This window comes from Halalkalibacter oceani (assembly GCF_023715605.1).
Lineage (GTDB): Bacteria > Bacillota > Bacilli > Bacillales > Bacillaceae_D > Halalkalibacter > Halalkalibacter oceani.
Genome location: NZ_JAMBOL010000001.1, coordinates 266,449 through 291,247, shown reverse-complemented (window position 1 = coordinate 291,247; position 24,799 = coordinate 266,449). Strand labels below are relative to the sequence as shown.

The following is a 24,799-nucleotide window of genomic DNA, read 5'->3' as shown; positions in this document are numbered from 1 at the left end:
TATCCATATCATCAAACCTATTATACAGGTTTCATTTTCATTTGCACGCATCTTTGCTAAGATAATAAAGAAAAAACGCATAGCGAAAAAGGAGAATAGAGATGGCGATTCAATTAGACCGTATCGGAGACAAAATTGAATTCTATGAAGCTTTTGATCTGCCCAAACTTGAAGCCTTGATAAACGACAAAATCGAACAGAACAAAGCATTGCTGCTGCGTGTCCACTCCGTCCAGCACAGCGTCCATATTCATCCAAAAACGGAGAGGCCCGTCTACACGGCTGTAGTCCACTACAAAGAGCCTTAGAAAAAAGGTAACTATCAACCTTTTTTCTAAGGCCCAAAACAGGGCTTCCTTTCATTGCTTCTGTTCTTATCCTCTGCGGTATGGATTTTCGGCAAGCTGCTGCTTGTCAACCGGCATCCAGCCTCTTCCATCGACCCATTCAATAAACACTTCATACGGCTGTTCCTGGCTGTCCGGAGCACTGACGACGCCGCGCGCTCTCGTAGGGCTTCCTCCATTTTCAAGACGCCAAACGATCATATTTTCATCAAGACCTGTTGCATAGCGCAAAGCTCTCTCCATCTCATTCCAATTTGTGCTTCCTTGGGTAAAATCAGGAGCGAACTCACCTGTCTGCGATGTGCCGACCGGCTCCCATTCACCGTCCGGGACGGGTTCCAAATCGCGTTCTGCGTCGCTATCATTCTCTTGCTCATCTATCTCATTTTCCTGATCCACCGGCTCTCTTTCCTCTGCCGGTTCATCCGGCTGTTCTACAGGCTCAGCTGGATCAGTAATGGCTTCTCGCTCTGGTTCTTCCTCGACAGACTCCTCTTGGTCAAGTGCTGCTTCCTCAGAGGGAGATGATCCAAAAAAGATCTGTGCTCCAAATACAAGGATCAGAAGGACAACGACCCCAATCGCTATGTTTAGTATCCGATTGATTCGCTGCTTTTTGCGTTGCTCAAAACGATACCCTTGCATAACTCCACTCTCCTTTTCCTATCTCTCATCCGTATTATACAAGAACTTTCTCCAATTGGCGAGGTAGGCTTTACAACCATGTCTATTTAACCATGATGCCAATCCCCGGCCAACGGCTTACTTTTCTTGCGTCATTTTAGCGAAAAAAGGATGCATCAGCAGGCTTTGATCACCTTTTGATACATCCTCCCAGGGGCGTCAGCGGATCCCTGTCTTAGTTATCGGTAAAGTCACTCGGCTCCAGCAGGTCAAATTCCTTTTTTAAGGCTTCATAATCCAACTCGAGCAGCTCGCAATACTTTTTTACATTTTCAAAGAAATTTGCCGTTTCTTCATCGACTACGAGATCGCGTTTGTAAGAATATAAATTGATCAGCTTATAAAGCTCACTGAAATAACTCACTCTTTCCACTTTACTCATCATCTCACCTCATTCTTTGCGACATTGTGTATGAATTCTATTATCGCATAAATTTGCCATGAAGAGAATGGGGATTACAGAGATACGTGGCCAACGCCGTCTTTAATCGTGATTTTCGTCCCGTAAGGCTCCGATAAACGCTGCAAATCATAGAGAACATCGAGATTGGCAGACAGCTTCGGCCAGCCGCGCTCATAGCGGGGCAATCCGAAACCGAGCTCAATCGGATGCAAACGTAAGCTTGTCAGCTTGCCATCCTCCATCTCCCAGAGCGGGACGACGGACTCCCAAACTTTTTTATTAACGCCAAGCCCTCTCGTTCCATTTGCGCTGCGGATATCAAGAGCGTCCGCGACCGTCGCTTCGCCTTCGATTCCATACTGTTCATAAAAGTCATGCGGCAAGGTTGCCACGGTGTCATTTTGAAAAATAAAATTGCCCAAGCTGTAGAAAATCGGACGGTTTTTATAAATTTCGATCCCGCGGACGATATGAGGACCATGCCCAATGACGGCATGCGCTCCTTCATCGATACAGAGGCGGGCGAAGTCTTCGAGAAAATCAGGAGCAACATCCTTACGCCCCTCGCCCATTTCATGCGTATGGATGCTCATTAACACGTAGTCGGCCTGACGCTTTGCATTGGCGATCGCCGCTCTAATTCTTTTTACATCGCCTTCATGCAAATGACGTTTCATTCCTTCTTCTTCACTCAGCTCAAAGGAATAATCGCCGAATTTATATTGGGCGCCGGCCAGAGCGAAGCCTTCTTTGACGGCTAACTCATGCTCGGCATTAATGCCGGTCACAGCGGCTACCTGTTGAAGGTGCTCCATATTTTTCTGATTTAAATAAAATGTCGTTTGATAGCGGAGTGGATTGACGCCCGGGCGTCCGAGGCTGTCTCCACGCTGCTTGCCCGCTCGCCAAAACTCGTGGAACGTGGAAGTGGCACCAATGATCGCGATTCTTCCGGCAGGGCTTTCCAAATATTTTGGCGCCGCCGCCGCATCAAGATGCTTGCCGACACCGGCATGAACGAAACCAGCCTCGTCCAAATAGCGTTCCGTTGCCTCAAGCCCGCCGTACAAATAATCCAATGTATGATTATTCGCCCATGTGACGCAGTTAAATTGATAATACTTCAAATCGCTTAGGACGGTGGGAGGCGCGATCGCCCATGTACCGCCGCTCATCGCTGAAGGGTAGCCTTCGTAATGATGGGTTGTCACTTCGAGATTCGTAAAGCGGCAGTCCGCCTCGCCGATTAACGACATTAAGTCTTGATCCTGTTCTTTTTCCGTCATTCTTCTCGTAATAAAACTGTCTCCGGTAGCTACAAAGCGCACTGTCGTCTGCTCCTTTTGTACATAATGATGAAAAGAGGTTGTCGCAAAAGGCCGTTACCCGGACTTTTGTGACACCTCTACATTAAGACCTGCCTGTCAGCAAAGCCTGTTAAATCGTTCTTGGGTTAATCAATTGGCCAACCGGCGTCGTAGTCAGTTCACCATCGGCCATCACGACATGGCCACGGACGATCGTATAAACCGGCTTGCCCTTCACCTCAAAACCGTCATAAGCGGTTACTTTGCTTTTGCTATGCAAAGCTTCGCGTCGCAGCGTATATTCCTGCTCCATATCAACGATTGTAATGTCAGCATCCGTTCCGACACGTAAAGAGCCTTTCTTCGGATAAATATCGAACAGCTTTGCCGGCGCTTCCGCGAGCAGGCTCGTGACATCCGTGCGGGAAATCGTGCCTTTCGCCGCGGCGTCAAGCATTAACGGGGCAAGCGTCTCTACCCCGCACATGCCTGCCGGAATCGACCAGAGATCGCCGTCTTTTTCCTCCTCGGTATGCGGAGCATGGTCTGAGCAGACAAAGGAAATCGTGCCATCCTTAATGCCTTCCCACAACGCTTCCTGATCCTTCTTATATTTAACAGGAGGATAAACCTTCATCTGCGGGCCGACCTTATCATAATCTTCAGCCGACAGGAACAGATAATGCGGACACGTTTCCGCTGTAATTGGATAGCCTTCCTGCTGCGCCTGACGGATCGCTTCAACAGCCTCTGCCGTGCTGACATGGAGGATATGAAGACGGGCGCCAGTCTGCTTCGCCATCGCAATGCCGGAGTGAACTGTGAGCTCTTCGGCCAAATTAGGACGTCCTTCAAGCAGATCCTCGTAAGTGCGACCGCCGCGCGCTTCGACTTTATTTGTTAAATGCTGAATCAAATCATTGTTCTCAGCATGAATCGCCAGCATCTGGCCTGTTTTCGCGACTTCGACAAACATGTCATAGACATCGCCGTCGCCGAATGGTGGAATGACATCTTCCATCCCCGTTTTGTAGTTATACATCAGCTGATACGTTTTCGCATGGACGGCATATCCCCAGAAAAACTTAAAGCCAATCACACCCGCTTCATGCAGAGAAGAAAGCTTATCAAGATTTAAATGCCCGAGACAAATCGCCCAGATGCCATAATCGACAAAGGCTTTGCTTGCTAAATTGTCGACCTGCTTTTGAAAGTTTTCAGGATTGTTAATCGGCGGATTTGTGTTCGGCATTTCAAAGACGGCTGTAATTCCGCCGGCCGCTGCCGCCAAGGAGGAATGATAGAAATCTTCCTTGTAGGTTGCACCAGGATCACGGGAATGTACATGGGTATCCATAAAGCCCGGGAATACATATTTCCCGGCAGCATCGATCGTATCCGCCGCTTCACCAGGCAGCTCCTCAGCGGTAACGGCCTGAATGATCCCGTCTTTAATAAAAAGATTCGCGCGAAACTCTTCCTGATTTGTGACAACCGTACCGTTTTTAATAACTAAGTCCCATTTCATTTAGCTCCACTTCCTTTATCTCTTTTTGAATGTGAACCTGACCAATTAACTCCTGAATATCTGGAATATGATGACGCTCCATGTAGGCTTTGACATCCCGCAAAATATCGATCATCGCTGTCGGCTGAATGAAGCTTGCCGTACCGACCTGAACCGCGCTCGCTCCGGCAAGCATCATTTCAATCGCATCCTCGGCCGTTGCGACTCCGCCACAGCCGATAATCGGAATGTTAACCGCCTGCGCCACTTGGTAAATCAGGCGGACGATAATCGGTTTAACCGCCGGACCGGAGAGACCTCCCATTACATTGCCGATCTTCGGCTTTCTTGTCTCTACATCGATCGCCATCGCCAGCAGCGTATTGGCTACATTTAAAGAATTACTGCCGCCTGCCTCTGCCGCTTTAGCGATCTCCTGAATGCTTGTCACATTTGGCGTCAGCTTGCTGATAATCGGTTTATCCGTAACAGCGCGTACTTTCTGGACGAGCTTATACGTTAAGTCGGCATCCATTCCGAACGCCAGACCATTTCCTTTTAAATTCGGACAGGAAATGTTTAGTTCAAGCGCATCAATCCGGCTATCGGCAGCAAGGATGTCAGCCAATTCAGCAAACTCATCGACCGAGCCGGCTGAAAGGCTGGCAATAAGCGGCGTATCAAACTGGGCGTAATAAGGTACATAATGCTCCATGTAATACTCAATTCCCTTGCTTTGAATCCCGATTGAATTAATCATTCCTGCCGTTGTTTCACAAACGCGCGGCGTTGCATTTCCCGGTCTTGCTTCAATCGTGATGCTCTTTGGCACAAGCGCGCCAAGCTGATTAAAGTCGATGATCTTATCCATCTCAGGACCGAACGCACCCGATGCCGGCATGATCGGATTTTTTAATGTTAGGCCGCCAATATCAACTGCTAATTTTAATTCGGTCATGCTAACACCACCTTTTCTAACGGGAAAACAGGCCCTTCATGGCAGACGCGGACACTTTTCACATCATCGCCTTCCCGAATATCACAAACACAGGCAAAGCAGACGCCCATTGCGCAGCCCATATGCTCTTCAAGCGCAATTTCTCCCGGAAGCTGATGCTTGATCGCCAGTCTTTGCATCAGGCGGGACAGCCGCTTTGAGCCGCATGTGTACAGAGCGTCAATCGCCTGAGCGCCCATAATGTTCCCGATCAACGCTTCGACTTTTTCAACATCGCTCGTGCCTGATTCATCCGTTACTTTATAGACGCTCACGCCAAGCCCTTCAAGAAAATCAGCAGCAAGCAAATCATTTTCACTGCGAGCACTGAGAATCGCATGAACCTTCTTCCCCTTTTGTGCCGCCTCAAAGGCGAGTGCTGCCAACGTCGCGACTCCTACCCCTCTGGCCAGCAGCAAAATTGATTCGTACTCCTCCTTCAGATCAAAGCCGACCCCAAGTGGACCGAAGATATCAATCTTCTCGCCTGCCTTGAATTCTGTCATTTTTGTTGTGCCGAGTCCTTTTACGAGGTAGAGAAATTCAAGCGTATTTGCCTCATCATCAATGCGGTACACACTGAGCGGTCTTCTTAAAAAAGGATAGACGCTTTGTTCACAAAGAATATTAAAAAACTGGCCCGGATGCACCTTCTCGGCGATTTCACTCGTATCGACTGTCATATGCCAATAGCGTTCACTCACTTGTACATTTGTCAGGATCGTGACTTGTTGTGCTTTCATTATGCTTTTCTCCTTTTACTCTTGTTGTTAACTTCAATGGCATACGCTAAAACAGCTTCCTTCATGACACCAATGCCTGTCATGATATCGCCAGCCTCTGTAAATTCATCCGGGTGATGGCTCAGACCGTCAACGGAAGGAACAAACAGCAGTGCAGTCGGCCAGCGTTTCGCCATGTACATCGAGTCATGGCCCGCCCCGCTTGGCAAAAAGGAATAGGGGATACGCCGGTTTTCACAAATGGTCGCCATTTTCTTGACGAGCATCTCATCCATCATCACCGGCTCTTCTTCTGTTTGCCAATCAATCGTCACCTTTACGTTGCGTGACTGCTCCACTCTTTCGATTTCCTGCTTAATCGCGGCAAGGACGCGCTTTCTTGATTCCCCATTCGTGCTGCGGATGTCAATCTTGAGCGATGCTTTCCCCGGGACGACATTCATAGCCCCAGGCAAAACATCGACAACACCCACGGTTGCGACCGTTTCATACTGCTCTTCGGCAAGTGCTGCTTTTTCCACAATCAGTGACAATTCGGCCGCTGCCAAAAAGGCATCGCTCCGGTTCTTCATCCCTGTTGTACCCGAGTGAGAGCTTTTTCCGTCAATGGTAAGTGATAGTCGCATTGGGGCGGCAATCCCTGTCACAACGCCGATCGTCTTGTTACGATCGATTAATTTACTGCCCTGTTCAATATGAAGCTCAAGAAAGACTTTAATATCTTCTTTGCTCCGGGCCGCGTTCGTCATGGACTCAAATTCCAGCCCCTGCTCTGCTACTACTTCTTGGATTGAACGATCATCCTTATCCTTCAAGGACCGAAGCGAATCCAAATCAAGAAAACCTGTCATTGCTTTACTGCCGAGCGTTGAAGCATTAAATCGCGCCGATTCCTCACAAGCAAAGGCAATCAGTTCAACGGGATGCAGCGTATTGATTTCCTCCTCTGCCAGCATTCTGACGATTTCCAGCCCGGCAATCACACCAAGCGTTCCGTCATACTTCCCGCCATTATAGACGGTATCGAGATGAGAACCGACCGCTACAGCCGGCAGGGACGGGTCAATGCCTTCCTTACGGGCAATGAGATTTCCTGCTTCATCTTCTCTCACCGTCATCCCAAGCTGTTCACATTGCTCGCGCACAAATTGCTTGGCCTGTCTTTCCGCCTCAGAATAGGCAATCCGCTCCATGCCATTAGCGGTGGCGCCTATTTTGCTAATTTTTTCTAACGTTTGAACCACTCGAATTCTATTCATGCAAAACCACCCTCAATTTATTCATAGTTGTTCTCATGCTGTTATACATTCCGTTTTAAGCGGTGGTTAACCTTTGTTCATTTAGATAACAATCTGATTTTTTCACTATCTAAATCGACAGTCACTTTCCAGATAGCGATGTATTTTCAATCCCATATTCAGCATTAGCTTTTCCTCTGTTTTTTGGAGGTTCAAGCCTGAAATGGCTTTTATTTTCTGAAGCCGGTATTTCAGTGTGTTGACGTGAATAAACAAATCCTTCGCCGTTTCCGTTAATGATTCATTATGCTTAAAATATTGTTCCAGCGTTTCAACAAGATTCAATTCGCTGTCCAAATCATTTTTGGCAAGCGGGCCGACTGTTTCATCATAAAACTGTTCCAGTTCATCCCTGTTTTCAATCAGGGCAATTAAGCGATAAGCCCCAAGATTGGTGAAATAGATAATCGGCTGATCCTTCCAGAAGACCGGACCAAACACGACCGCTTGCTCAGCTTCCCGAAAGCTTTTACGCAATCCGTCTACTCCACTGTACGTTCGGCCGACTCCGAGAGACACATCTATCTGCACCACTTGTTTAATTCCAGTCGCGAACTGACCGATCATTTTCTTAAGCTCCGGCTTTGTTCTGCCTTTTACGGGCAACAGGACGTACAAAGAATGGCGGACGGCACCGACTACGACGTCTTCCTCAACCTGGGTCAGCACACTTTCAATTCGGCCAAGCGCGGAAGCAAACAGCTTGCCGTCCTCCACCTCCTTGCCGCTGACAGAGATGCAGACATAGGCTTCCTCCGCCTGATAGCCGTACATTTTCCCTTTATCAATCAAATCCTGTTTGTTAATAAATTGGTTGAAAAACAAATCACGGAAGAAGTCGTTGCGATATTGCTGCTCTATGTCGTATTTTACTTTTTTCCGCAGAAACTCTAATGACAATAGCATCGATGCCTTTTCTAAAATTGCCAGCTCCATCTCGATGTATTCAGAACGAGAATGGAAGCTTGAAACCGTCCCTTGCAACTCCCCATCAATAATGATCGGAGAGACAATGCAATCTTCCAGTTCTTCGCCCTGCTTCCTTCTTGGCATCCGCACAGCGCGCTGGACAACCTTTAATTCATTGACTTGTTGGGTTGTTAAAGGAGCGAGCTCATGCTTTTGCGGGGGAACTTCAATATAAGGGGCCAACGCCTCCAAATAAACCTCTGTTTTCGTCAGCAGCGCCAACGTATCCATAAAGCTGCTTAACCCATTTTCATACAGGGAAATTTCACTTAATAAGTGACTTGTTTGATCGAGATCCTCTTGAAGAACTACCTTTTCATCGAAAATGACATTCATGGCCGGTGAGAGAATATCCAGGTAGGAGATTTCCTCCGGGATTTCCAGAAGAGGCATCCCGTATTCGTCAGCCTTTCTTTTCATCTCGTCCGGAATCGCCCCGATAAAACGGTTTGGTTTCACCGCCACCGCCGTTGTCCCGACTTCATACAAGCGATCAATCAGTTCAAGCTGGGCGGCAGGATCGTCCTTAATCGGATATAAACTCGTGAGCAGCAATTCGTTTCCCTTTAACCAATTAATAATATCCGGGACTTCCATCACCGTCACATAAGATACGCTTTTCTCAAGGCCTTGATGGCCGGCAACCACCTTACAGTGGCGCAGGCCGCCAATTTTCAGTAATTTTTTCAATGAAGTGGCCATTTTTCGATCCTCCCCTGTTAGCGAGATACATTACAACAGACGCAGCAAGAATAAAGATGCATCCGGTACATACGTAATGACGAGCAAGGCAAGGACATTGACCGCGAAGAAACGGAGTAAGCCCGGCATCATTTCGCCCATTTTTAATCCGGTTATCCCCTGGGTGACGAATATATTGATTCCAAACGGCGGAGTGTACATGCCGATTGCCAAATTCGAAATCATAATAACCCCTAAATGAACAGGGTCGATTCCCATTGCCATTGCCGTCGGGAAAATAAGTGGAGCGACAATAATAATAGCTGCGACGCCTTCCATAAACATCCCGAGCACAAGTAACACAACATTTAGAATCATTAAGAACATAAATGGTGACTCGATCGTACTCGTCATCCAGCCGGCAATTGTTTGCGGCACCTGACCTCTCGTCAGCATCCAGCCGAGCACTTGGGCCGCGGCGACAAGAACGAGTACCTGGGCCGTTAAAATCCCGGAGTCGATACAAACGCGGTATAATTTCTTTACTGTCATTTCCTTATAAACAAACATACTGATTAATAACGCATATACCGCAGAGACACCAGCTGCTTCTGTCGGAGTGAAAATCCCGCCGTAAATCCCGCCAAGAATAATGACCGGAATCAGCAAAGCCCAGCCGGCTTTATAAGTCGTGCTCAGCAGTTCCTGCCTCGTTGCCCGCTTATCACGCTCAAGATTATGCTTCCGGGCGTAGAAATAAATATAAATAATAGAGGAAAGCCCATAAATGAGACCCGCTCCGATACCGGCGATAAAAAGCTGTCCGACAGAGACACCTGTCACGGAACCGAAGATGATTAACGTGATACTTGGTGGAATAATAAGGGAAACCGAACCGGCTGAAGCCAAAAGTCCCGCCGCAAACCAGTTATGATACTTTCCTCTGATCATTTCAGGGTACATAATCTTTCCGATCGCGACGACTGTCGCCGGACTCGAACCAGAAAGCGCCCCAAAGAACATACTCGAAACCTGACTCGTCATCGCCACTCCACCGGAGATATGACCGACCATCGCACGAGCCCAATCCAAAATCCGTTTTGACAAACCGCCGACTTCCATAATATTGGCTGCTAAGATGAAAAACGGCAGCGCCATTAACGCAAACTGATCCAGTCCGCCAAACAGACGCTGTATCAAAATCATCGGGTTAATGTCCGTTGTCAAAAGCACCGTTGCAAAAGAAGCCAATCCAAGCGACACAAAAATCGGAGTACTTGAAAACAGGAAGATAAAAATCAAAACAATCAATACAGTAATCATGGTTGTTTCTCCTCTATCGTGTTAGATTGCAGGTCTTTAAACAGCTTGAATGTATGAACGACCAAATGAATAAGTGAAAGGAGCGCCCCTATCGGAATCGCTAAATAAATGTAAAACATCTTAATTTGCAGCGAAGGTGTAATTTGTCCGGAGTCGATGCTGAACTTCACTAATTCAATACTGTAGTAAAAAATAAACGCCATAAAAACGATGGAAAGCAGGTTGACGACTAACGCTATAATCGCGCCCCATTTCTTTGATAAATAATCGAGGAAAAAATCAATCCCTACATGAAGACCTCGCCGGAAACAAACCGCGGCTCCGATAAATGTAATCCAGATCATGCCATACCGAATAACCTCTTCCGCCCAGTTCGTATTTGCACTGAAGCCGAAACGAAGCACAATATTCACAAACAAGACAATCGTCACAGCAAGTAAACAAATGCCAACAAAAGCTTCCTCAATCCGATTGATCCACTTCATTGTTCATTCTCCTTTTACTAAAAGTCTTACGCGGAGTCTTTGCCCTTCTTTTAGTATGATGAAACGTCATTACACACCTTATCTAAAAGAACAGGGGATGCCTTTGAAGGATCACTTTTGCACCTTTAAAGACAACCCCATACAGCAAGCGTCGTCCTCCTTCTGTCGGCCCGCTCATTCATCCTTGAGCCGCCGGCAATGCGGAATGTTCTGACGCATCTTTTTTTGTGCAAGCGGAGTTATCCTATCAACTCGTTATCCACCTGCCAGGAGCAGAACCGCATATTGCTTAGAGAGGGTGTCCCGAAAGCTTCTGGGACACCCTCTTCAACGTGGCAAGCGATATACGGAGCCACTACGGGCTTTTAACTTTTTCGTTACGTCCTATTCATTACCTGCTACTTGGTCAATCGCTTCATATAGCTTATGAAGCAGTTCAAGTTGTTCAGGTGTGTTGTACACTTCCTCATGCATAGGCAGTGACGCTTCACGGAAGCTTTCGATTTCTTCTTCCGTTAATTCATAATAGTTCGCACCAGAATCAATAATCGCTTGACGGTACTCGTCTTCCACTTCGCTTAATGCTTGGCGCGCAGCAGTACGTCCTTCTTCTTCAGCTTGGGCAATTACTTGCTTCAACTCGTCAGAAAGTCCTGCATACCAGCCTTGGTTAGCCATTAACACATATGTCATTGTGCCATGGTAGCTTTCAATAATATTATCCTGAACTTCATGATAATTATTTAAGTAAATTGTTTGTAATGGATTTTCTTGTCCATCAACAACACCTTGCTGTAAAGAGTTATACACTTCAGCGTAAGGCACAGGAATCGCATTTCCGCCCCATGTTGCATATTGCTCAATTAAAAGCGGGGATTCCATAACACGCATCGTTAAACCTTGGAAGTCAGCCGGCTCATGAATTTCCTTGTTTCCTGTCGTGAACAATTTAAAGCCGCCAGGCCAGTAACCTAGTCCTTCAAATCCACCTTGACCAAGAGTTGCTAAAACTTCTTGTCCAACTTCTCCGTCAAGCACTTCATACGTTTGCTCTGTATCTGCAGGCCATAAGTATGGAAGATCGATTACTTTAATGTCATCAACAAACGGACTAACGACAGCAGTTGGCTGCATTGTAATATCGATTTCACCCATTTGTGTTCCTTCAACTTGTTCACGTAAGCTTCCAAGCTGCGAAGCCGGGTAAACATCGACTGTTACTTTTCCGCCAGTTTGCTCTTCTACTACTTCTTTAAACTTTTCAGCCCCAATGTGCTCTGGGCTTTCAATTGGTTGATTATGGCTAAAGGTAATAACCAATTCTTCAAATTCAGCATCTCCAGCATCTCCAGTTGCTTCTTCACCTGGTGCAGCGTCATCAGTACCTTCATTTGTGTCGTCCGAGCCGCCACATGCTGCGATAACAAACAAGAATAACGCAGACAGTAATAATACGAGTAATTTTTTCATACTTGATACCCCTTTTTGAATTTTTTAAAAATTAGTTACACACAGTGTACCCGCTAACTATTTGTCCATTCGGCTAAATCTCCTTTTGTAATTATGTCCAAAAGAACAAATAAATTTGCGACATAATGAAATTAATTTAACATTCTCCTTTCTTCATCTGTGACTTATTCTCTTACATTATATGAAAAACTTTTCTAAAATTCTATACCTTTGTGAGAAAATCTAACAATAAACTTTCTGAATATATGACGAATTTATGTCAGATAACTGAAAACGCTTTTAATTTTTATGTTAGATAATCTATAATATTTTACCAAAATACTTAACTAACTTATCTTTTTGTTATATTAGAATAATATTTGAAAGCAAAAATAAAAGCTTGCCTACCGGTCTCCATTACGAGACAGGCCGACAAGCCGGGCGTTCTTAGCGAATATCAACAATTTGAATTTCCATCTCTCCACCAGGGGTATTTACCATTACCTTGTCATTGATTGCTTTTCCAAGTAAGCTTTGCGCCATCGGAGAATCATTGGAAATCTTTCCTTCAGCCGGATCAGATTCAGCGCTTCCAACAATCGTATACTCTTCTTCATCGCCATCTGGAAGTTCGATGAACTTCACCGTCTTCCCAAGCGTTACAACGTTTTCTGAACCTTCTTCTTCTTCAATCATCACCGCATTGCGAATCATTTTTTCTAGCTGAATAATCCGCCCTTCGACAAACGCCTGCTCTTCTTTCGCTGAATCATATTCGGAGTTCTCCGAAAGATCGCCGAAACTGCGGGCAATCTTAATGCGTTCCACTACTTCTTTGCGCCGTTCCGTCTTCAAATATTCGAGCTCTTCCTCCAGCTTGCGTTTTCCTTCCATTGTCATATAATGTTTTTTCTCTTCCGCCATTGTGACTCACTCCTCATCTGCTTGTTCAAATAAAATATAATTGCTTCACATATGTAGACTAAGAACTCGGCAGTTTCCGAGTTCTTAGTTGCTTACATGTATGAAAGAAAGTAAGGCTTACCCCTAAAATGCAACCTCACTTTCCCTATGCTATTACAAAATCGCTTTTTCTTCAATAATTGTGCGTATTTTAGTCACCATTAGATCAATCGCGACACGGTTTTGTCCACCTTCGGGAATGACGATGTCGGCATAGCGCTTCGTCGGTTCAATAAATTGCAGGTGCATCGGCCTGACAACCGACGTATATTGATCAATGACCGACTCAATCGAACGACCTCGGTCACGAATGTCACGAAGAAGGCGGCGAATGATGCGAATATCGGCATCCGTGTCCACAAATAGCTTAATATCCATCATCTCACGAAGCCGCTCATCCTCTAAAATCAAGATTCCTTCCACGATAATGACATCCTTTGGCTCAATGATCACGACTTTATTTGAGCGGGTATGTGCTTTATAGTCGTAAACCGGCTTTTCAACTCTCTTTTTCGCAGCGAGCTGCTGAAGATGATGAAGCAGCAGATCATTATCAAAGGCCAGCGGATGATCGTAATTCGTTTTCAGCCGTTCTTCAAAGCTAAGTCCACTTTGATCTTTATAATATGCATCCTGCTCAATCAAGACGATCGATTGCTCATTAAATTGCTGAAAAATTTCTTTCGCAACCGTTGTTTTGCCGGAGCCCGTCCCCCCGGCTACCCCAATTATAATTGGTTTTGTTGCCATTATCTTACCTCTTTGCGCATCATGTTTTGCGGATGAACCGGCTGATCGACTTTAAAGCGGACAATTTGCAGCGGATGACGCGCCGCATCAAGTTCCTGTCCATCTTCATCCCAAATCGTCTCGATTTTTTGCATGAAGTTGCTTATTTCCGGGCCGAAAAATTCCACTTCGTCTCCTGGTTTAAAGTGATTGCGCTGCTGCAATGTAACGATTGATGTTTCCGGATCATAATCGAGCACCAATCCGGCGAAGTCATACTTTGTCCGCTTCGGATGACTGCCGTACATTTGCTCTTCAAATGTTGGTTCGCCTTCGAAAAACTGTGGAGCGAAATCGCGATTCGCGCATTTTTCCAGTTCATCCAGCCATGCCTTATCGATCTGAAAATTGTCAGGATCGGCACAATAAGCATCAATAACCTTGCGATATACACTTGTAACGGTCGCGACATAATGGATTGATTTCATTCGCCCTTCGACCTTCAAGCTGTCAATTCCAGCTTCAATCAGCTTAGGAATCGCCTGAATTAAATTCAAATCTTTCGGACTCATCGTATATTGCGGATCGTTTTCCGAGAACAGCGCTTTTTCGCCCTGCTCATTCGTTTCATATAAGTCGTATTCCCAGCGGCATGATTGACAGCAGCCTCCGCGGTTGGAATCACGCGCTGTCATATGGTTGCTCAAGACACAGCGGCCGGAATATGAAATACACATCGCGCCGTGAACAAAGCTTTCAATTTCAATATCAACATTTTTCTTCATCTCAAGCATTTCTTCAAGTCCTACTTCGCGGGCAAGAACGACACGGTGCAGTCCTTCTTCTTTCCAATACTTGACCGCCAGCCAGTTACTCAGCGACTGCTGGGTGCTTAAATGCACCTCAACTTTTGGAGCAACGCGTTTACATGTTTCAATAATGAGCGGGTCGGCGACGATAATCCCGGTCACGCCGACATCCTGCAGGGAGCGTAAATATTCCTCAAGCCCGTCCATATTTTCATTATGAGCGTAAATATTCGTCGTCACATATACTTTGGCGCCGTATTTGCGGGCAAATTCTACGCCCTCTCGCATTTCTTCAAGCGAAAAATTATCGGCATTTGAGCGCAGGCCGAATTCCTGGCCGCCAATGTAAACCGCATCCGCGCCATAATGAACAGCAACTTTTAATTTTTCGAGACTTCCAGCCGGCGCGAGCAGCTCCGGTTTTTTCGTAATGATCCGTTTCCCTTCACTTGTACGTTCTGCAATCGTTGACATCCCGTTTCCTCCTTTCTAATAGACCGTTTCTTTAAAGAAAAAGCCGGTATCCAATTTTCGATTCTGCGGCTGAAGCGCTTCGGCCTCTGCCAGTAACGCCTCTTTTTTCTCCGCGTATTGCTCTGGTTCGTCGGCGCAAAGATCAATCGCCTCTCTGTAAAGAGCCGTTACCTTTTCAAGGTAGTCCGTCTCCTTAAGGATGCCGTCAATTTTAAAGCTGTCTACGCCTGCTTCGATCATCTCTTCCAGCTCATCGATGATGCAAATATCATTCGGGCTCATAATATGCGTTCCGTTCTCGTCTTCAAAAATCGGATAACGCGCCTCACGCTCGGCATCGTATAACCATAATTGCCGGTCCTTTGTCCGGCGCTCGACGGCGAGATTCTTTCCTTGAAATTGCATGTAATTCCCGATCAACGTCCGCTTCGACTGGAACATACAGGTCATTCCATGAACCTGCACTTCAATCTCGACTTCGGCATTCTCGTTGATTTCCACAATTTCATCCATGCTCAATTCACGGGCGAGCACAGCCCGGGCTGCGCCTTTCTTCCCCCAGTAATTGGCTGTATACCAATTCGTCGCGGTCGTTTCCGTATTCCAATGCAATCTCATGCCCGGAGCGGCCTGACGCACCGTCATCAAGACAGCCGGATCTCCGAATACAATCGCATCGACGCCTGCCTCTTGCAAAAAGGCAACATAGTCAGCAAGCTCCCCCACTTTATCATTATGAAATATCGCATTCATTGCTACATAGACCCGTTTTCCCTGTTCATGGGCAATCGTGACAGCTGCTCGTATATCAGCGCGGGAGAATTCGCCGGCTAACCGCAGCCCGTAGCGTTCTTCGCCAATGATGACCGCATCTGCCCCCGCTGCAAAAACCCGCGATACAGCGTCAAGGTCTTTAGGGGTCACTAGCAACTCTGGCTTCTTGTTCATATCTATCCCCTTCCTACTCTTCCTTTTTCACGCTTACAGCAAGGCCGTCACCGACCGGGATAATGGTCGTATCATAATCAGATCGGGACATGAGCCAGCTGTTATACGTTTTAATTTTATTCGTTAATTGGCGTAATCGTTTATTTTCAATATGGTCAGCAGCAACAAGGCCGCGAAACAGGACATTATCCGAAAAGATCACGCCGCCTTTTTTCACATATGACCCATACATCTCAAAAAATCGTTTGTATTGACCTTTAGCGGCATCAATAAATAATACATCAAAAAGGGACTCGAATTCAAGTTTTTGGCTCAATTCCAGGGCATCGCCATGCCATACTTCAATCCGATCCGTCAAATTCAGCTCCTGCACATTCGCCAGCGCCTGCTCATAACGCGTCTCATCGCGCTCGATGGTGACAATCACAGCTTCAGGCAACGCCAGCGCCATTCTGCTTGCTGAATAGCCGATTGCCGTGCCAATTTCCAAAATCCGCTTCGGCTTCACCAGCTTAAGCTGCTGGAGCAGGCACTCCATGCCGACCAGATCCATGATCGGAACATCATGCTCCGCAGCAAAATGTTCCATCTCGACAATTTTGTCAGGTCGGGCCGGCAACAGTGAATGAAGATAATGCACTACTTCTTTTTCGCTCATTCCGTTCCTCCAGTCTGAAGCTGGGACAAACTGTTCTACCTACAAGGTATCGGCCAAATGGCAGAGGGCGTCCCTGCACCGCTGCATGATTCTTCGTTTGACATGTTCGTTCTATCCCAGCATCCTCTATTCCAGTAAGAGAGGGTGTGCCTAAGGAAAACCCTTTTGGCACACCCCGGTTGATTATTGAAAAGGCTTTGACGAGACGCAGCCGGTGAAGCTCAAAGTGGGTCAACCTGCTGTTCCCTATTCTTCACTTTCTGCTTCAATCCATTCATCACGATACATTTGATGGGTTTGATTATGCCCTTCATATGTCTCATTATAAATCACTTCGCCATTATAGCGCGCATAGAAGTAGACGTAATCCGTCTCCTCCGGCTGGAATGCGGCCCGGATCGAGTCGCTGCCCGGACTGGCGATTGGCCCGATTGGAATGCCTGGATACAAATACGTATTGTAAGGCGAGTCCACTTCCAAATCATTGTAGGTTGTCATATAGCGATGCTCGCCAAGCGCGTAAGACACTGTCGGATCAACCTGAAGTCTCATCCCCTGCTCAAGCCGGTTATACAAGACCCCGGAAATTAAGTAGCGATCCTCGGAATGCTGCGCTTCCCGTTCAATAATTGAAGCGAGCGTGAGGATGTTATGTAGCGTATACTCCCCATCCTCGACTTCGGCGAGAAACGGGTCAACTTCGGCTTCCGTCCGGTCAAGCATCGTCTCGATGATTTCTTTAATCGGCGGGTTGTCCTCAAGAAAGTCATAGCGCGCCGGAAATAAATACCCTTCAAGCGGATAACGGATCCCTTCCTGCAACACTTCATCTGTCAGCATCGCATAGCGGTGAATCAGGCTTTCAATATACTCGCGATCATTAAGCACTTCCATCACTTCTTCAACAGAATGCTCTGTATTCTCAGCTATGATTCCGGCGATATCTTCAAGCCACAATCCTTCTGGCACGGTGAAAACGAGCTCCGCCTCCTGAATCACGCGTCCATCCTTTAAGGCTGCGATCATTTCATCCATCGTCATCGCAGTGGAAAGGACATAGTCTCCAGCCTGGAATCCACTCTCATTGTTGTAGCGGACAAAATAACGGAATAACGCCCCATTGCGGACAAGACCTTCTTCTTCTAAAATGGTTCCAATTTGACTGGCAGATGAACCGATTGGAATCGTGACTTCAACTTCCTGCGGATTTTCTTCATTCATTGGGCCAAGTGCATTTTTTATATAAAAATACCCGCTTGTAAGCAGGATGGTTCCAATTAGAATGAATCCGATGACACAAAAAAAGACGATCTTTCTCACGACTTTCGCCTGAGAAACCCGTTCTTCATATAGATCATTTCGTGGTTTTTCGTTGGAATCAGACATCCTTCTCCCCCTTCCACCGTCTTATTATACTACATTTTCAAAAAAAGAGAACATCCTTAGATCAAAATCTGATCCTTTTGGATGTTCCCGTTCCTTCTTATTGATCTTCTTCCGAAAACGTGTTGAGCATCTCTTCAACGATTTCCCATTCAGCGTCGGTTTCGATCGGGAAGAGCGCGATGTCGTTTTCTTCCTCGTCACGGTCTTCATAACGAAACGCGAATACTTCTACCTCTTCATCCTCATCGGCCTCTTCGCCAACGGGTGTAACAAGAATATAGGATTTCCCGGTTTCGTCCACCGTAAATTTAAACAACTCATCAAATAAATGTTCATCCCCGTTTTCATCGGGAATCACAATACGATCTTTTTCTTCTTGCGTCATCGTCGCACCTCTTTTCCTAGTTTCCCTTATGATCAAGATAGCCTTGCAGGATCATAACGGCAGCCATTTTATCAATGACCTTTTTTCGTTTCTTTCGACTGACATCAGCTGAAATCAGCATTTTCTCCGCAGCGACAGTCGTTAGACGCTCGTCCCACATTTTCAGCTCGCAGTCCGGTACATGCGTCTGCAGCTGCTCGGCAAACTGCTCGCTCCGTTCACCGCTTGGGCCGATCGTTCCATTCATATTCTTCGGCAGTCCTACTACGATAGTGTGAACATCATATTGCTCCACCATGCGCTTTATTGTTAAAAAGTCCTGGTCTGGCTCCTCTTCGCTTCGCTTAATCGTTTCCAGTCCCTGCGCCGTCCAGCCAAGCTCATCGCTCAAAGCCACGCCAATCGTCTTCGTTCCGACATCCAACCCTAATGCTCTCATTCATTCTCCTTACGGTGCTGTGATAAATAGGATTTCACTAACTCTTCAATCAGCTCATCGCGCTCAAGCTTGCGAATGAGGGTACGCGCATCTTTATGCCGGGGAATGTACGCAGGATCTCCAGAGAGTAAATAGCCGACAATTTGATTGATGGGATTATAGCCTTTCTCCTCCAGCGCCCCATATACAGAAAGGAGTACCTCTTGGACATCAACATCGACCGAATCATCCGGAAAATTAAACTGCATTGTCTTGTCCATAGAGCTCATCACAAACACCTCTTTCATTTTGCAATAAAAACGTTCTCTATTGCTTGTTTACCTTTCATTGTACACCAAAAGCAGGAAATTAGGAAATCGTATGAATATATTCTTGCACATAAGCAAGCGCCTGTTCAAGCTGCTCCGGATTCTTTCCGCCAGCCTGCGCCATATCCGGACGGCCGCCACCGCCACCGCCGCAACGAGAGGCGACTTCCTTGACGATCTTTCCTGCATGGTAGCCTTCTGCTACTAAATCCTTTGTCACTCCGGCACTAATGTTTACCTTGCCGCCTGTCACAGCGCCGAGGACAATCACTCCTGAACCAATGTCCTGCTTCAGCTTATCGACTATCGCGCGCAGGCTGTCCATATCCTTCGCTTCAACCTTTTTCGCCAGCAGCTGGACATCGTTCACCGTAATAGCTTCATCGACAAGACTTCCCGCTTCAAGGTTGCTTAATTTTTGCGTTAACGATTCGTTCTCACGCTGCAATTCCTTGATTTGCTGCTGTGTCGCTTCGATTCTTGCCGGCACATCGACAACGCGCTTTGCCTTTAAACTGGCAGCGGCCTGTTTCAACAGCTGAAGCTGGTCATTCATATAGTGATAAGCCGCCTTGCCTGTCACTGCTTCGATCCGTCTCACGCCGGCCCCAATTCCGGATTCCGTCACGATTTTGAACAGTCCAATTTCCGCCGTATTTCTGACGTGACAGCCACCGCACAGCTCAAGGCTGTAATCGCCGACTTTTACAACGCGGACGATATCGCCGTACTTTTCGCCGAATAGGGCCATCGCGCCCATCGCTCTCGCTTCGTCAATATTTTTTAGAGAGATATCGACTTGAAGAGAATGCCAGATCTGTTCATTGACAATCGCTTCGACCTTGGCGATTTCCTCTTCATTAACTTGGCCAAAATGCGAGAAATCGAAACGGAGTCGTTCCTCGGAAACGAGGGAACCGGCCTGGTTAACATGCTCGCCAAGCACATCCTTAAGCGCTTGATGCAGAAGATGTGTGGCGGTATGGTTTTTGACAATTGCCGTCCGCTCCGTTTCTTCGACGACACAGCGCACCTCTGCCCCCTGCTTTAGCGTCCCTTCCTTCACCGTCACATGGTGAAGATGCTGGCCGTTCGGCGCTTTGCTGACATCCGTCACTTCAGCGAGGACACCGTCGCCGCGGAGGACGCCTTTATCAGCCACCTGTCCGCCACTTTCGGCATAAAAAGGTGTTTCGTTTAAGATAAGCTGCGCCTGTTCACCCGCTCCGACGATGTCGACCTTTTGCTTATCATGAATAAGCACTTCGACCTTCGCCGTCGTCGCCAGCGTATCGTAGCCGACAAACTTGCTTTCGTCGACAATCTCGCCGAGCAATTCGTCCTGCACCTGCATCGAGCCGGATTCCTGTCTTGCCGAGCGTGCTCTTGAGCGCTGACCTTCCATCGCCTTCTCGAACCCCTCACGATCAATCGTTAAGCCTTTCTCCTCTACATATTCCTCCGTCAGGTCAATTGGAAACCCGTACGTGTCATAAAGACGGAAAACATCCTCGCCGGCAATTGTTGTTTTCTTGGCGGCTATCGCATCATCAAGAATTTTCTCAAGAATCGTCAATCCTTCATGAAGCGTTTCGTGGAAGCGCTCTTCTTCGTTTTTAATGACCTTCTGGATAAAATCGTTTTTCTCTTTGACCTCGGGATAAAAATCAACCATGATTTCTCCGACAACCGGCACGAGCTGATACATAAACGGCCGGTCAATCCCGATCAGCTTCGCATAGCGGACAGCGCGGCGCAAAAGGCGGCGCAGCACATAGCCTCGTCCTTCATTTGAAGGAAGCGCTCCGTCCCCAACGGCGAATGTTACCGTACGAATATGGTCGGCGATCACCTTAAAGGCGACATCTTTTTCTTCCTCCTGTCCGTAGTGAACAGATGTCTGCTGCTCCGTCGCGCGAATGATCGGCATAAATAAATCCGTCTCAAAGTTCGTCGGCACATCCTGAATAACGGATACCATCCGCTCAAGGCCCATCCCTGTATCAATATTCTTTTTCGGAAGCGGTGTATAGCTTCCGTCAGGATTATGATTGAACTGTGAAAAGACGAGGTTCCATACTTCTAAATAGCGGTCATTTTCTCCCCCTGGATAAAGCTCGGGGTCATTGGCATCGTCGCCGTAAGACGGTCCACGGTCATAGAAAATTTCCGTATTCGGTCCGCTCGGTCCTTCACCGATGTCCCAGAAGTTGCCTTCTAAGCGAATGATGCGCTCTTCGGGAATGCCGATCTTTTCCTTCCAGTATACATAAGCCTCATCATCCTCAGGGTGCACCGTGACGGACAGTTTATCCGCTTCAAAGCCGATCCAGCGTTCACTCGTTAAAAATTCCCACGCCCATTCAATTGCTTCTTCTTTGAAGTAATCGCCGATTGAGAAGTTGCCGAGCATTTCAAAAAACGTATGATGGCGCGCCGTCTTACCGACATTTTCAATATCGTTCGTCCGAATCGATTTCTGAGCGTTTGTAATCCGCGGGTTATCCGGAATCACTCGACCGTCAAAGTATTTCTTTAGCGTGGCGACCCCGCTGTTAATCCAGAGCAAGCTCGGATCTTCATGGGGAACAAGCGACGCACTCGGTTCGATATCGTGACCTTTCTCCTTAAAAAAGTCTAAAAACATTTGTCTTACTTGGGCAGATGTTAAAGGTTTCATCTTCTATCATCTCCTTATTTATATGTATGTAAAACGAAAACACACGCTGGGCCTAATCGCTTCCCCACTGTGGGCCGGGCATCAAAAAAACTCCCTTTCCCGGATAAGGGACGAGAGTTATGTCACGCGGTACCACCCTATTTATAGACAACGACGGCGTCTATCACTTTCGACCATAACGCGGTTAGACGGCAGAATTTGCCTGCACTCAGGAGCAGCTTTCTGAAACCCTTCGTTTCAGGCATCTTCCAGCCATGGATGCCTTTCTCTGTAAACGGACTGTTTCATACTCGTTCCTTCAACGTATTCTTACTATGTTTATATGCCCTTTTCATTATAGGAAGCCGCTTGACAAATGTCAATCGTTCATCAGATGAAGGCGCAAGTGCCAGAGCGTAACCTTGGCGATCGCCAGCATCGGTACGGCGACGAGTAGGCCGATCACTCCTCCTGTCTGAATGCCGACAAGGAGGGCGAGAATGATCAGCATCGGATGAAGATGCAAGGTTTTGCCGACGATAAACGGGCTCAGCACATTTCCTTCCACCTGCTGGATGACGATTAAAAGAATCGCCGTAAAGATCGCCAGCTGCCATGATTCCAGCAAAGCGACGATGATCGCCGGAGCAGCGCCGATAAACGCGCCGAAATACGGGATCAAATCCGCCGCGCCGATAAACAGCCCGAGCAAAATCGGATACGGGACACCGAGCAGCCATAAGCCGATGATCGAAAGCACCGCCACCGACAGTGAGACGAGGAGCTGACCGCGGATAAAGCTGCCGAACGTCTGATCAAGATCCTTCAAATAGCGCTGCAACGGCTGTCTCCATTTACGCGGGGTTACATACCAGGCCGTCTTTTCAACGAGATCATAATCTTTCAGAAAGTAAAACACTAAAAAGGGAATAACGAGAAAAGCGAAAACGGAATGCAGCAAAAAGACCGCGACCTTTTCTACCTGGTCCAATGCTTTTCCACTCCACGCTTCGAGCTGGACGGTCCATTCCTTTGACTGGGACTGAAGCGGTTCAGGTAACGAATTGAGCTGATCCTGCAGCCGGTTGACGAGCACTGTTAATTCGTTTATTTTTCCCGGGAGCTGAGCAAAGGCATGCTGAACTTGAGCGATCAAAAACGGCAGGCCGATCATCACAACAAAACTGATCAGGCCAATCACCGCCAGAAAAATGAGGGAAACCGCCCACCTTCGTTCCATGCCATTTTGGTGAAGTTTTTCAACGAGCGGATGAAGAAAATAGCTTAACAACGCAGCAATTCCAACCGGTAACAGCAGCGCCTTTCCAATGAGCAAAAACGGTTCTGCAAGGAAGGCTACCCGCGACAGCATATATAAAATGAGTAAGATCAGCAAAACAATCAATAAACGCGCGATCCACTTTTGTTGAGTCTGTCCCATCTCTGCCCCTCCATTTAAAAGAGAGATTGAGACAACGGGTCGTTTGCCCTTTTGTCTCAATCTCGAGGCAGCGCGCGAAGTCTGCTCCTGCGTTTAAATCCCCTACCGAAGAAATCCGCTTCAGTAGGGGATTTGCGCAAAACGGCGCCACTGCCATGTTTTTTTCCTCTCAACTTCGGCTTCTGTCCCAGCCTCTCTATTTATGCTTTAATGATATTCATCGTAGGTGTTTCCATGATTTTTTATCGGTTAATGATGTCATAAAGGAATCGAATCTTTCTTCGTTTTTCGATCAGTCAGTGAATATGCGGCTGCACCGATCCCGAATGCAAGGACATGAACTTACTTACGTTCCATCGAGCTGAAGATCCTGTTCCTCAAACAAATCATCGAGTGAACTTAAAGAACCATCCTCTTCAACTTGATGAAGAGACAGCTTTCCTTGAGAAATGCTCATTTCAACAAAACAGTTCCAGCAATAGTACTGATTCGTGCCGATTTTTCCAATATCTTTGCTTTGGCAATTTGGACAACGCATCATAGGGCTCCCTTCTATTCCGTCAGGATTGCGCGCCCTCCTCCAATTGTCAGCTTCGCCTCACTTTTGACAACCTTTCTTCCTTCGAGGATGTCAGCGACCAATCCTTCCGTCACTTCGTACCCTATGATTGTCCCCAGTTCCTCATGAAAATATACATCTTCTACCAGTCCGAGCTTCTCTCCCTCTTTTGTGAGCAGAGGCGTCCCCTGAAGCCGCTTACGACCTGATTTCAGCACCGCTGCCCCGGACTTGTGAAAGGGCTGCAAAACGTCACTGTCGGTGACCATTACTCCATCCTCGCCAAAGCTTTCCACTGCTTCAAGCGGCAGCATCATGGCGCGCCTGAACCAGCCTTTCACATCAATAACAAGACCAGCTACCGCGCCATCCTCATACAGCAAATCAACAACGTGTCCACACTCTTCTCCCGTTGCCAAAGAGAGCACAGGCAATCCCTCAATCGTTGCAAATGTTCGCAAAGCTCTCGCCACCTTTCCGAACATTCCTAGTGTACCGCACTCCCAAACCCACTATGTGAGTGATTAATTTCCATAAGAAAACCGGCTACGCGGTTTTCTTTAAAGCGTCGTGCAAAGCCGTTACATTCTTTTAAAGGCTGGCTGAAAGCGGGGTTCTTTCTGACAGCCGCGTAACGCGCGAAGCCGACGCACTTCCTTGAAGCATCCCCAATCATACGTTCTTATAAAAACAGCCTGAGCGGAACCGCCACGATCTTTCAAATCCCGTTGTGAATGGGTTTCTCACAACGGGATTGTGGCGTGTGGAGCCATTTTCTAACCAGTTATGTTCCATCACTTCAACCCGCCGTGCAAAGCCGTTACATTCTTTTAAAGGCTGGCTGAAAA

25 protein-coding genes and 1 other annotated feature are annotated in these 24,799 nt (G+C 47.1%); of the genes, 1 reads left to right on the top strand and 24 read right to left on the bottom strand.

What is annotated here, in order from left to right:
• Positions 1-101: 101 nt before the first annotated feature.
• A complete protein-coding gene (locus M3202_RS01425) occupies positions 102-308 on the top strand; it encodes a DUF2536 family protein (protein ID WP_251221586.1) in 207 nt (68 codons plus the stop codon).
• Positions 309-374: 66 nt separating this feature from the next.
• Here the strand turns inward: M3202_RS01425 and M3202_RS01420 are convergent, their stop codons facing one another.
• The 24 genes from M3202_RS01420 to M3202_RS01305 all read right to left on the bottom strand — a co-directional run bounded on the left by M3202_RS01420 (position 375) and on the right by M3202_RS01305 (position 24,412).
• Positions 375-992 (bottom strand): YrrS family protein, encoded by a 618-nt coding sequence (locus M3202_RS01420; protein ID WP_251221585.1) that lies wholly within the window; start codon positions 990-992, stop codon positions 375-377.
• Between the two features lie 214 nt (positions 993-1,206).
• Positions 1,207-1,413: a hypothetical protein gene (locus M3202_RS01415; protein WP_251195037.1), complete on the bottom strand. Its 207-nt coding sequence runs from the start codon at positions 1,411-1,413 to the stop codon at positions 1,207-1,209.
• Positions 1,414-1,487: 74 nt separating this feature from the next.
• Positions 1,488-2,762, bottom strand: coding sequence for a CapA family protein (locus M3202_RS01410; RefSeq protein ID WP_349775593.1), 1,275 nt, complete (start codon positions 2,760-2,762; stop codon positions 1,488-1,490).
• Between the two features lie 109 nt (positions 2,763-2,871).
• Positions 2,872-4,269 (bottom strand): allantoinase AllB, encoded by a 1,398-nt coding sequence (allB, locus tag M3202_RS01405; RefSeq protein WP_251221584.1) that lies wholly within the window; start codon positions 4,267-4,269, stop codon positions 2,872-2,874.
• Entirely contained in the window at positions 4,247-5,206 is a 960-nt protein-coding gene (locus M3202_RS01400) for a dihydroorotate dehydrogenase (protein ID WP_251221583.1), read from the bottom strand. Before M3202_RS01400 ends, allB begins: the two co-directional genes overlap by 23 nt.
• The gene (locus tag M3202_RS01395; RefSeq protein WP_251221582.1) at positions 5,203-5,988 is read right to left on the bottom strand and encodes a dihydroorotate dehydrogenase electron transfer subunit; all 786 of its coding nucleotides are present in this window, start codon (positions 5,986-5,988) and stop codon (positions 5,203-5,205) included. Before M3202_RS01395 ends, M3202_RS01400 begins: the two co-directional genes overlap by 4 nt.
• A complete protein-coding gene (locus tag M3202_RS01390; protein ID WP_251221581.1) occupies positions 5,988-7,247 on the bottom strand; it encodes a Zn-dependent hydrolase in 1,260 nt (419 codons plus the stop codon). The genes M3202_RS01395 and M3202_RS01390 overlap by 1 nt, the downstream gene beginning before the upstream one ends.
• Before the next feature lie 105 nt (positions 7,248-7,352).
• Positions 7,353-8,957: a PucR family transcriptional regulator gene (locus M3202_RS01385; RefSeq protein ID WP_251221580.1), complete on the bottom strand. Its 1,605-nt coding sequence runs from the start codon at positions 8,955-8,957 to the stop codon at positions 7,353-7,355.
• Positions 8,958-8,987: 30 nt separating this feature from the next.
• Positions 8,988-10,259: a TRAP transporter large permease gene (locus M3202_RS01380; RefSeq protein WP_251221579.1), complete on the bottom strand. Its 1,272-nt coding sequence runs from the start codon at positions 10,257-10,259 to the stop codon at positions 8,988-8,990.
• Positions 10,256-10,744, bottom strand: coding sequence for a TRAP transporter small permease (locus M3202_RS01375; protein WP_251221578.1), 489 nt, complete (start codon positions 10,742-10,744; stop codon positions 10,256-10,258). Before M3202_RS01375 ends, M3202_RS01380 begins: the two co-directional genes overlap by 4 nt.
• A 384-nt stretch (positions 10,745-11,128) precedes the next feature.
• Positions 11,129-12,214, bottom strand: a complete 1,086-nt coding sequence (locus tag M3202_RS01370; RefSeq protein ID WP_251221577.1) for a TRAP transporter substrate-binding protein — start codon at positions 12,212-12,214, stop codon at positions 11,129-11,131.
• Between the two features lie 426 nt (positions 12,215-12,640).
• A complete protein-coding gene (greA, locus tag M3202_RS01365; RefSeq protein ID WP_251221576.1) occupies positions 12,641-13,117 on the bottom strand; it encodes a transcription elongation factor GreA in 477 nt (158 codons plus the stop codon).
• A 153-nt stretch (positions 13,118-13,270) separates the two neighbouring features.
• Entirely contained in the window at positions 13,271-13,906 is a 636-nt protein-coding gene (udk, locus tag M3202_RS01360) for a uridine kinase (RefSeq protein WP_251221575.1), read from the bottom strand.
• Positions 13,906-15,168 carry a peptidase U32 family protein gene (locus tag M3202_RS01355; protein ID WP_251221574.1) on the bottom strand — a complete coding sequence of 421 codons (1,263 nt, stop codon included), beginning with the start codon at positions 15,166-15,168 and terminating at the stop codon, positions 13,906-13,908. The genes udk and M3202_RS01355 overlap by 1 nt, the downstream gene beginning before the upstream one ends.
• A gap of 15 nt (positions 15,169-15,183) precedes the next feature.
• Positions 15,184-16,116 (bottom strand): peptidase U32 family protein, encoded by a 933-nt coding sequence (locus M3202_RS01350; protein WP_251221573.1) that lies wholly within the window; start codon positions 16,114-16,116, stop codon positions 15,184-15,186.
• A gap of 13 nt (positions 16,117-16,129) precedes the next feature.
• Complete coding sequence (locus M3202_RS01345) at positions 16,130-16,774, bottom strand: O-methyltransferase (protein ID WP_251221572.1); 645 nt, start codon at positions 16,772-16,774, stop codon at positions 16,130-16,132.
• A gap of 246 nt (positions 16,775-17,020) precedes the next feature.
• A complete protein-coding gene (mltG, locus tag M3202_RS01340; protein ID WP_251221571.1) occupies positions 17,021-18,160 on the bottom strand; it encodes an endolytic transglycosylase MltG in 1,140 nt (379 codons plus the stop codon).
• 97 nt (positions 18,161-18,257) lie between these two features.
• Positions 18,258-18,545 (bottom strand): DUF1292 domain-containing protein, encoded by a 288-nt coding sequence (locus tag M3202_RS01335; protein ID WP_251221570.1) that lies wholly within the window; start codon positions 18,543-18,545, stop codon positions 18,258-18,260.
• A 16-nt stretch (positions 18,546-18,561) separates the two neighbouring features.
• Positions 18,562-18,984, bottom strand: coding sequence for a Holliday junction resolvase RuvX (gene ruvX, locus M3202_RS01330; protein WP_251221569.1), 423 nt, complete (start codon positions 18,982-18,984; stop codon positions 18,562-18,564).
• Positions 18,981-19,253 carry an IreB family regulatory phosphoprotein gene (locus tag M3202_RS01325; RefSeq protein WP_251195020.1) on the bottom strand — a complete coding sequence of 91 codons (273 nt, stop codon included), beginning with the start codon at positions 19,251-19,253 and terminating at the stop codon, positions 18,981-18,983. Before M3202_RS01325 ends, ruvX begins: the two co-directional genes overlap by 4 nt.
• A gap of 79 nt (positions 19,254-19,332) precedes the next feature.
• On the bottom strand, positions 19,333-21,972 hold the full coding sequence (gene alaS / locus M3202_RS01320; protein WP_251221568.1) for an alanine--tRNA ligase: 2,640 nt from the start codon (positions 21,970-21,972) through the stop codon (positions 19,333-19,335).
• A 103-nt stretch (positions 21,973-22,075) separates the two neighbouring features.
• Positions 22,076-22,283: a binding site (T-box leader), on the bottom strand.
• A gap of 47 nt (positions 22,284-22,330) precedes the next feature.
• Entirely contained in the window at positions 22,331-23,392 is a 1,062-nt protein-coding gene (locus M3202_RS01315; RefSeq protein WP_251221567.1) for an AI-2E family transporter, read from the bottom strand.
• 346 nt (positions 23,393-23,738) lie between these two features.
• On the bottom strand, positions 23,739-23,933 hold the full coding sequence (locus M3202_RS01310) for a YrzR-like zinc ribbon domain (RefSeq protein WP_251195016.1): 195 nt from the start codon (positions 23,931-23,933) through the stop codon (positions 23,739-23,741).
• 11 nt (positions 23,934-23,944) lie between these two features.
• On the bottom strand, positions 23,945-24,412 hold the full coding sequence (locus M3202_RS01305) for a PRC-barrel domain-containing protein (RefSeq protein WP_251221566.1): 468 nt from the start codon (positions 24,410-24,412) through the stop codon (positions 23,945-23,947).
• Between the last annotated feature and the right edge of the window lie 387 nt (positions 24,413-24,799).

Bases quoted from the DNA above. Each gene is read 5' to 3' on its own strand.
- M3202_RS01310 (WP_251195016.1), bottom strand. From the start codon at position 23,933: ATGATGCGTTGTCCAAATTGCCAAAGCAAAGATATTGGAAAAATCGGC.
- M3202_RS01315 (WP_251221567.1), bottom strand. From the start codon at position 23,392: ATGGGACAGACTCAACAAAAGTGGATCGCGCGTTTATTGATTGTTTTG.
- M3202_RS01395 (WP_251221582.1), bottom strand. From the start codon at position 5,988: ATGAAAGCACAACAAGTCACGATCCTGACAAATGTACAAGTGAGTGAA.
- M3202_RS01325 (WP_251195020.1), bottom strand. From the start codon at position 19,253: ATGAGCTCTATGGACAAGACAATGCAGTTTAATTTTCCGGATGATTCG.
- M3202_RS01390 (WP_251221581.1), bottom strand. From the start codon at position 7,247: ATGAATAGAATTCGAGTGGTTCAAACGTTAGAAAAAATTAGCAAAATA.
- M3202_RS01370 (WP_251221577.1), bottom strand. From the start codon at position 12,214: ATGAAAAAATTACTCGTATTATTACTGTCTGCGTTATTCTTGTTTGTT.
- udk (WP_251221575.1), bottom strand. From the start codon at position 13,906: ATGGCAACAAAACCAATTATAATTGGGGTAGCCGGGGGGACGGGCTCC.
- ruvX (WP_251221569.1), bottom strand. From the start codon at position 18,984: ATGAGAGCATTAGGGTTGGATGTCGGAACGAAGACGATTGGCGTGGCT.
- M3202_RS01425 (WP_251221586.1), top strand. From the start codon at position 102: ATGGCGATTCAATTAGACCGTATCGGAGACAAAATTGAATTCTATGAA.
- M3202_RS01420 (WP_251221585.1), bottom strand. From the start codon at position 992: ATGCAAGGGTATCGTTTTGAGCAACGCAAAAAGCAGCGAATCAATCGG.
- M3202_RS01335 (WP_251221570.1), bottom strand. From the start codon at position 18,545: ATGACGCAAGAAGAAAAAGATCGTATTGTGATTCCCGATGAAAACGGG.
- M3202_RS01345 (WP_251221572.1), bottom strand. From the start codon at position 16,774: ATGAGCGAAAAAGAAGTAGTGCATTATCTTCATTCACTGTTGCCGGCC.
- M3202_RS01380 (WP_251221579.1), bottom strand. From the start codon at position 10,259: ATGATTACTGTATTGATTGTTTTGATTTTTATCTTCCTGTTTTCAAGT.
- M3202_RS01415 (WP_251195037.1), bottom strand. From the start codon at position 1,413: ATGAGTAAAGTGGAAAGAGTGAGTTATTTCAGTGAGCTTTATAAGCTG.
- M3202_RS01400 (WP_251221583.1), bottom strand. From the start codon at position 5,206: ATGACCGAATTAAAATTAGCAGTTGATATTGGCGGCCTAACATTAAAA.
- M3202_RS01375 (WP_251221578.1), bottom strand. From the start codon at position 10,744: ATGAAGTGGATCAATCGGATTGAGGAAGCTTTTGTTGGCATTTGTTTA.
- M3202_RS01385 (WP_251221580.1), bottom strand. From the start codon at position 8,957: ATGGCCACTTCATTGAAAAAATTACTGAAAATTGGCGGCCTGCGCCAC.
- mltG (WP_251221571.1), bottom strand. From the start codon at position 18,160: ATGTCTGATTCCAACGAAAAACCACGAAATGATCTATATGAAGAACGG.
- alaS (WP_251221568.1), bottom strand. From the start codon at position 21,972: ATGAAACCTTTAACATCTGCCCAAGTAAGACAAATGTTTTTAGACTTT.
- M3202_RS01350 (WP_251221573.1), bottom strand. From the start codon at position 16,116: ATGAACAAGAAGCCAGAGTTGCTAGTGACCCCTAAAGACCTTGACGCT.
- greA (WP_251221576.1), bottom strand. From the start codon at position 13,117: ATGGCGGAAGAGAAAAAACATTATATGACAATGGAAGGAAAACGCAAG.
- M3202_RS01355 (WP_251221574.1), bottom strand. From the start codon at position 15,168: ATGTCAACGATTGCAGAACGTACAAGTGAAGGGAAACGGATCATTACG.
- allB (WP_251221584.1), bottom strand. From the start codon at position 4,269: ATGAAATGGGACTTAGTTATTAAAAACGGTACGGTTGTCACAAATCAG.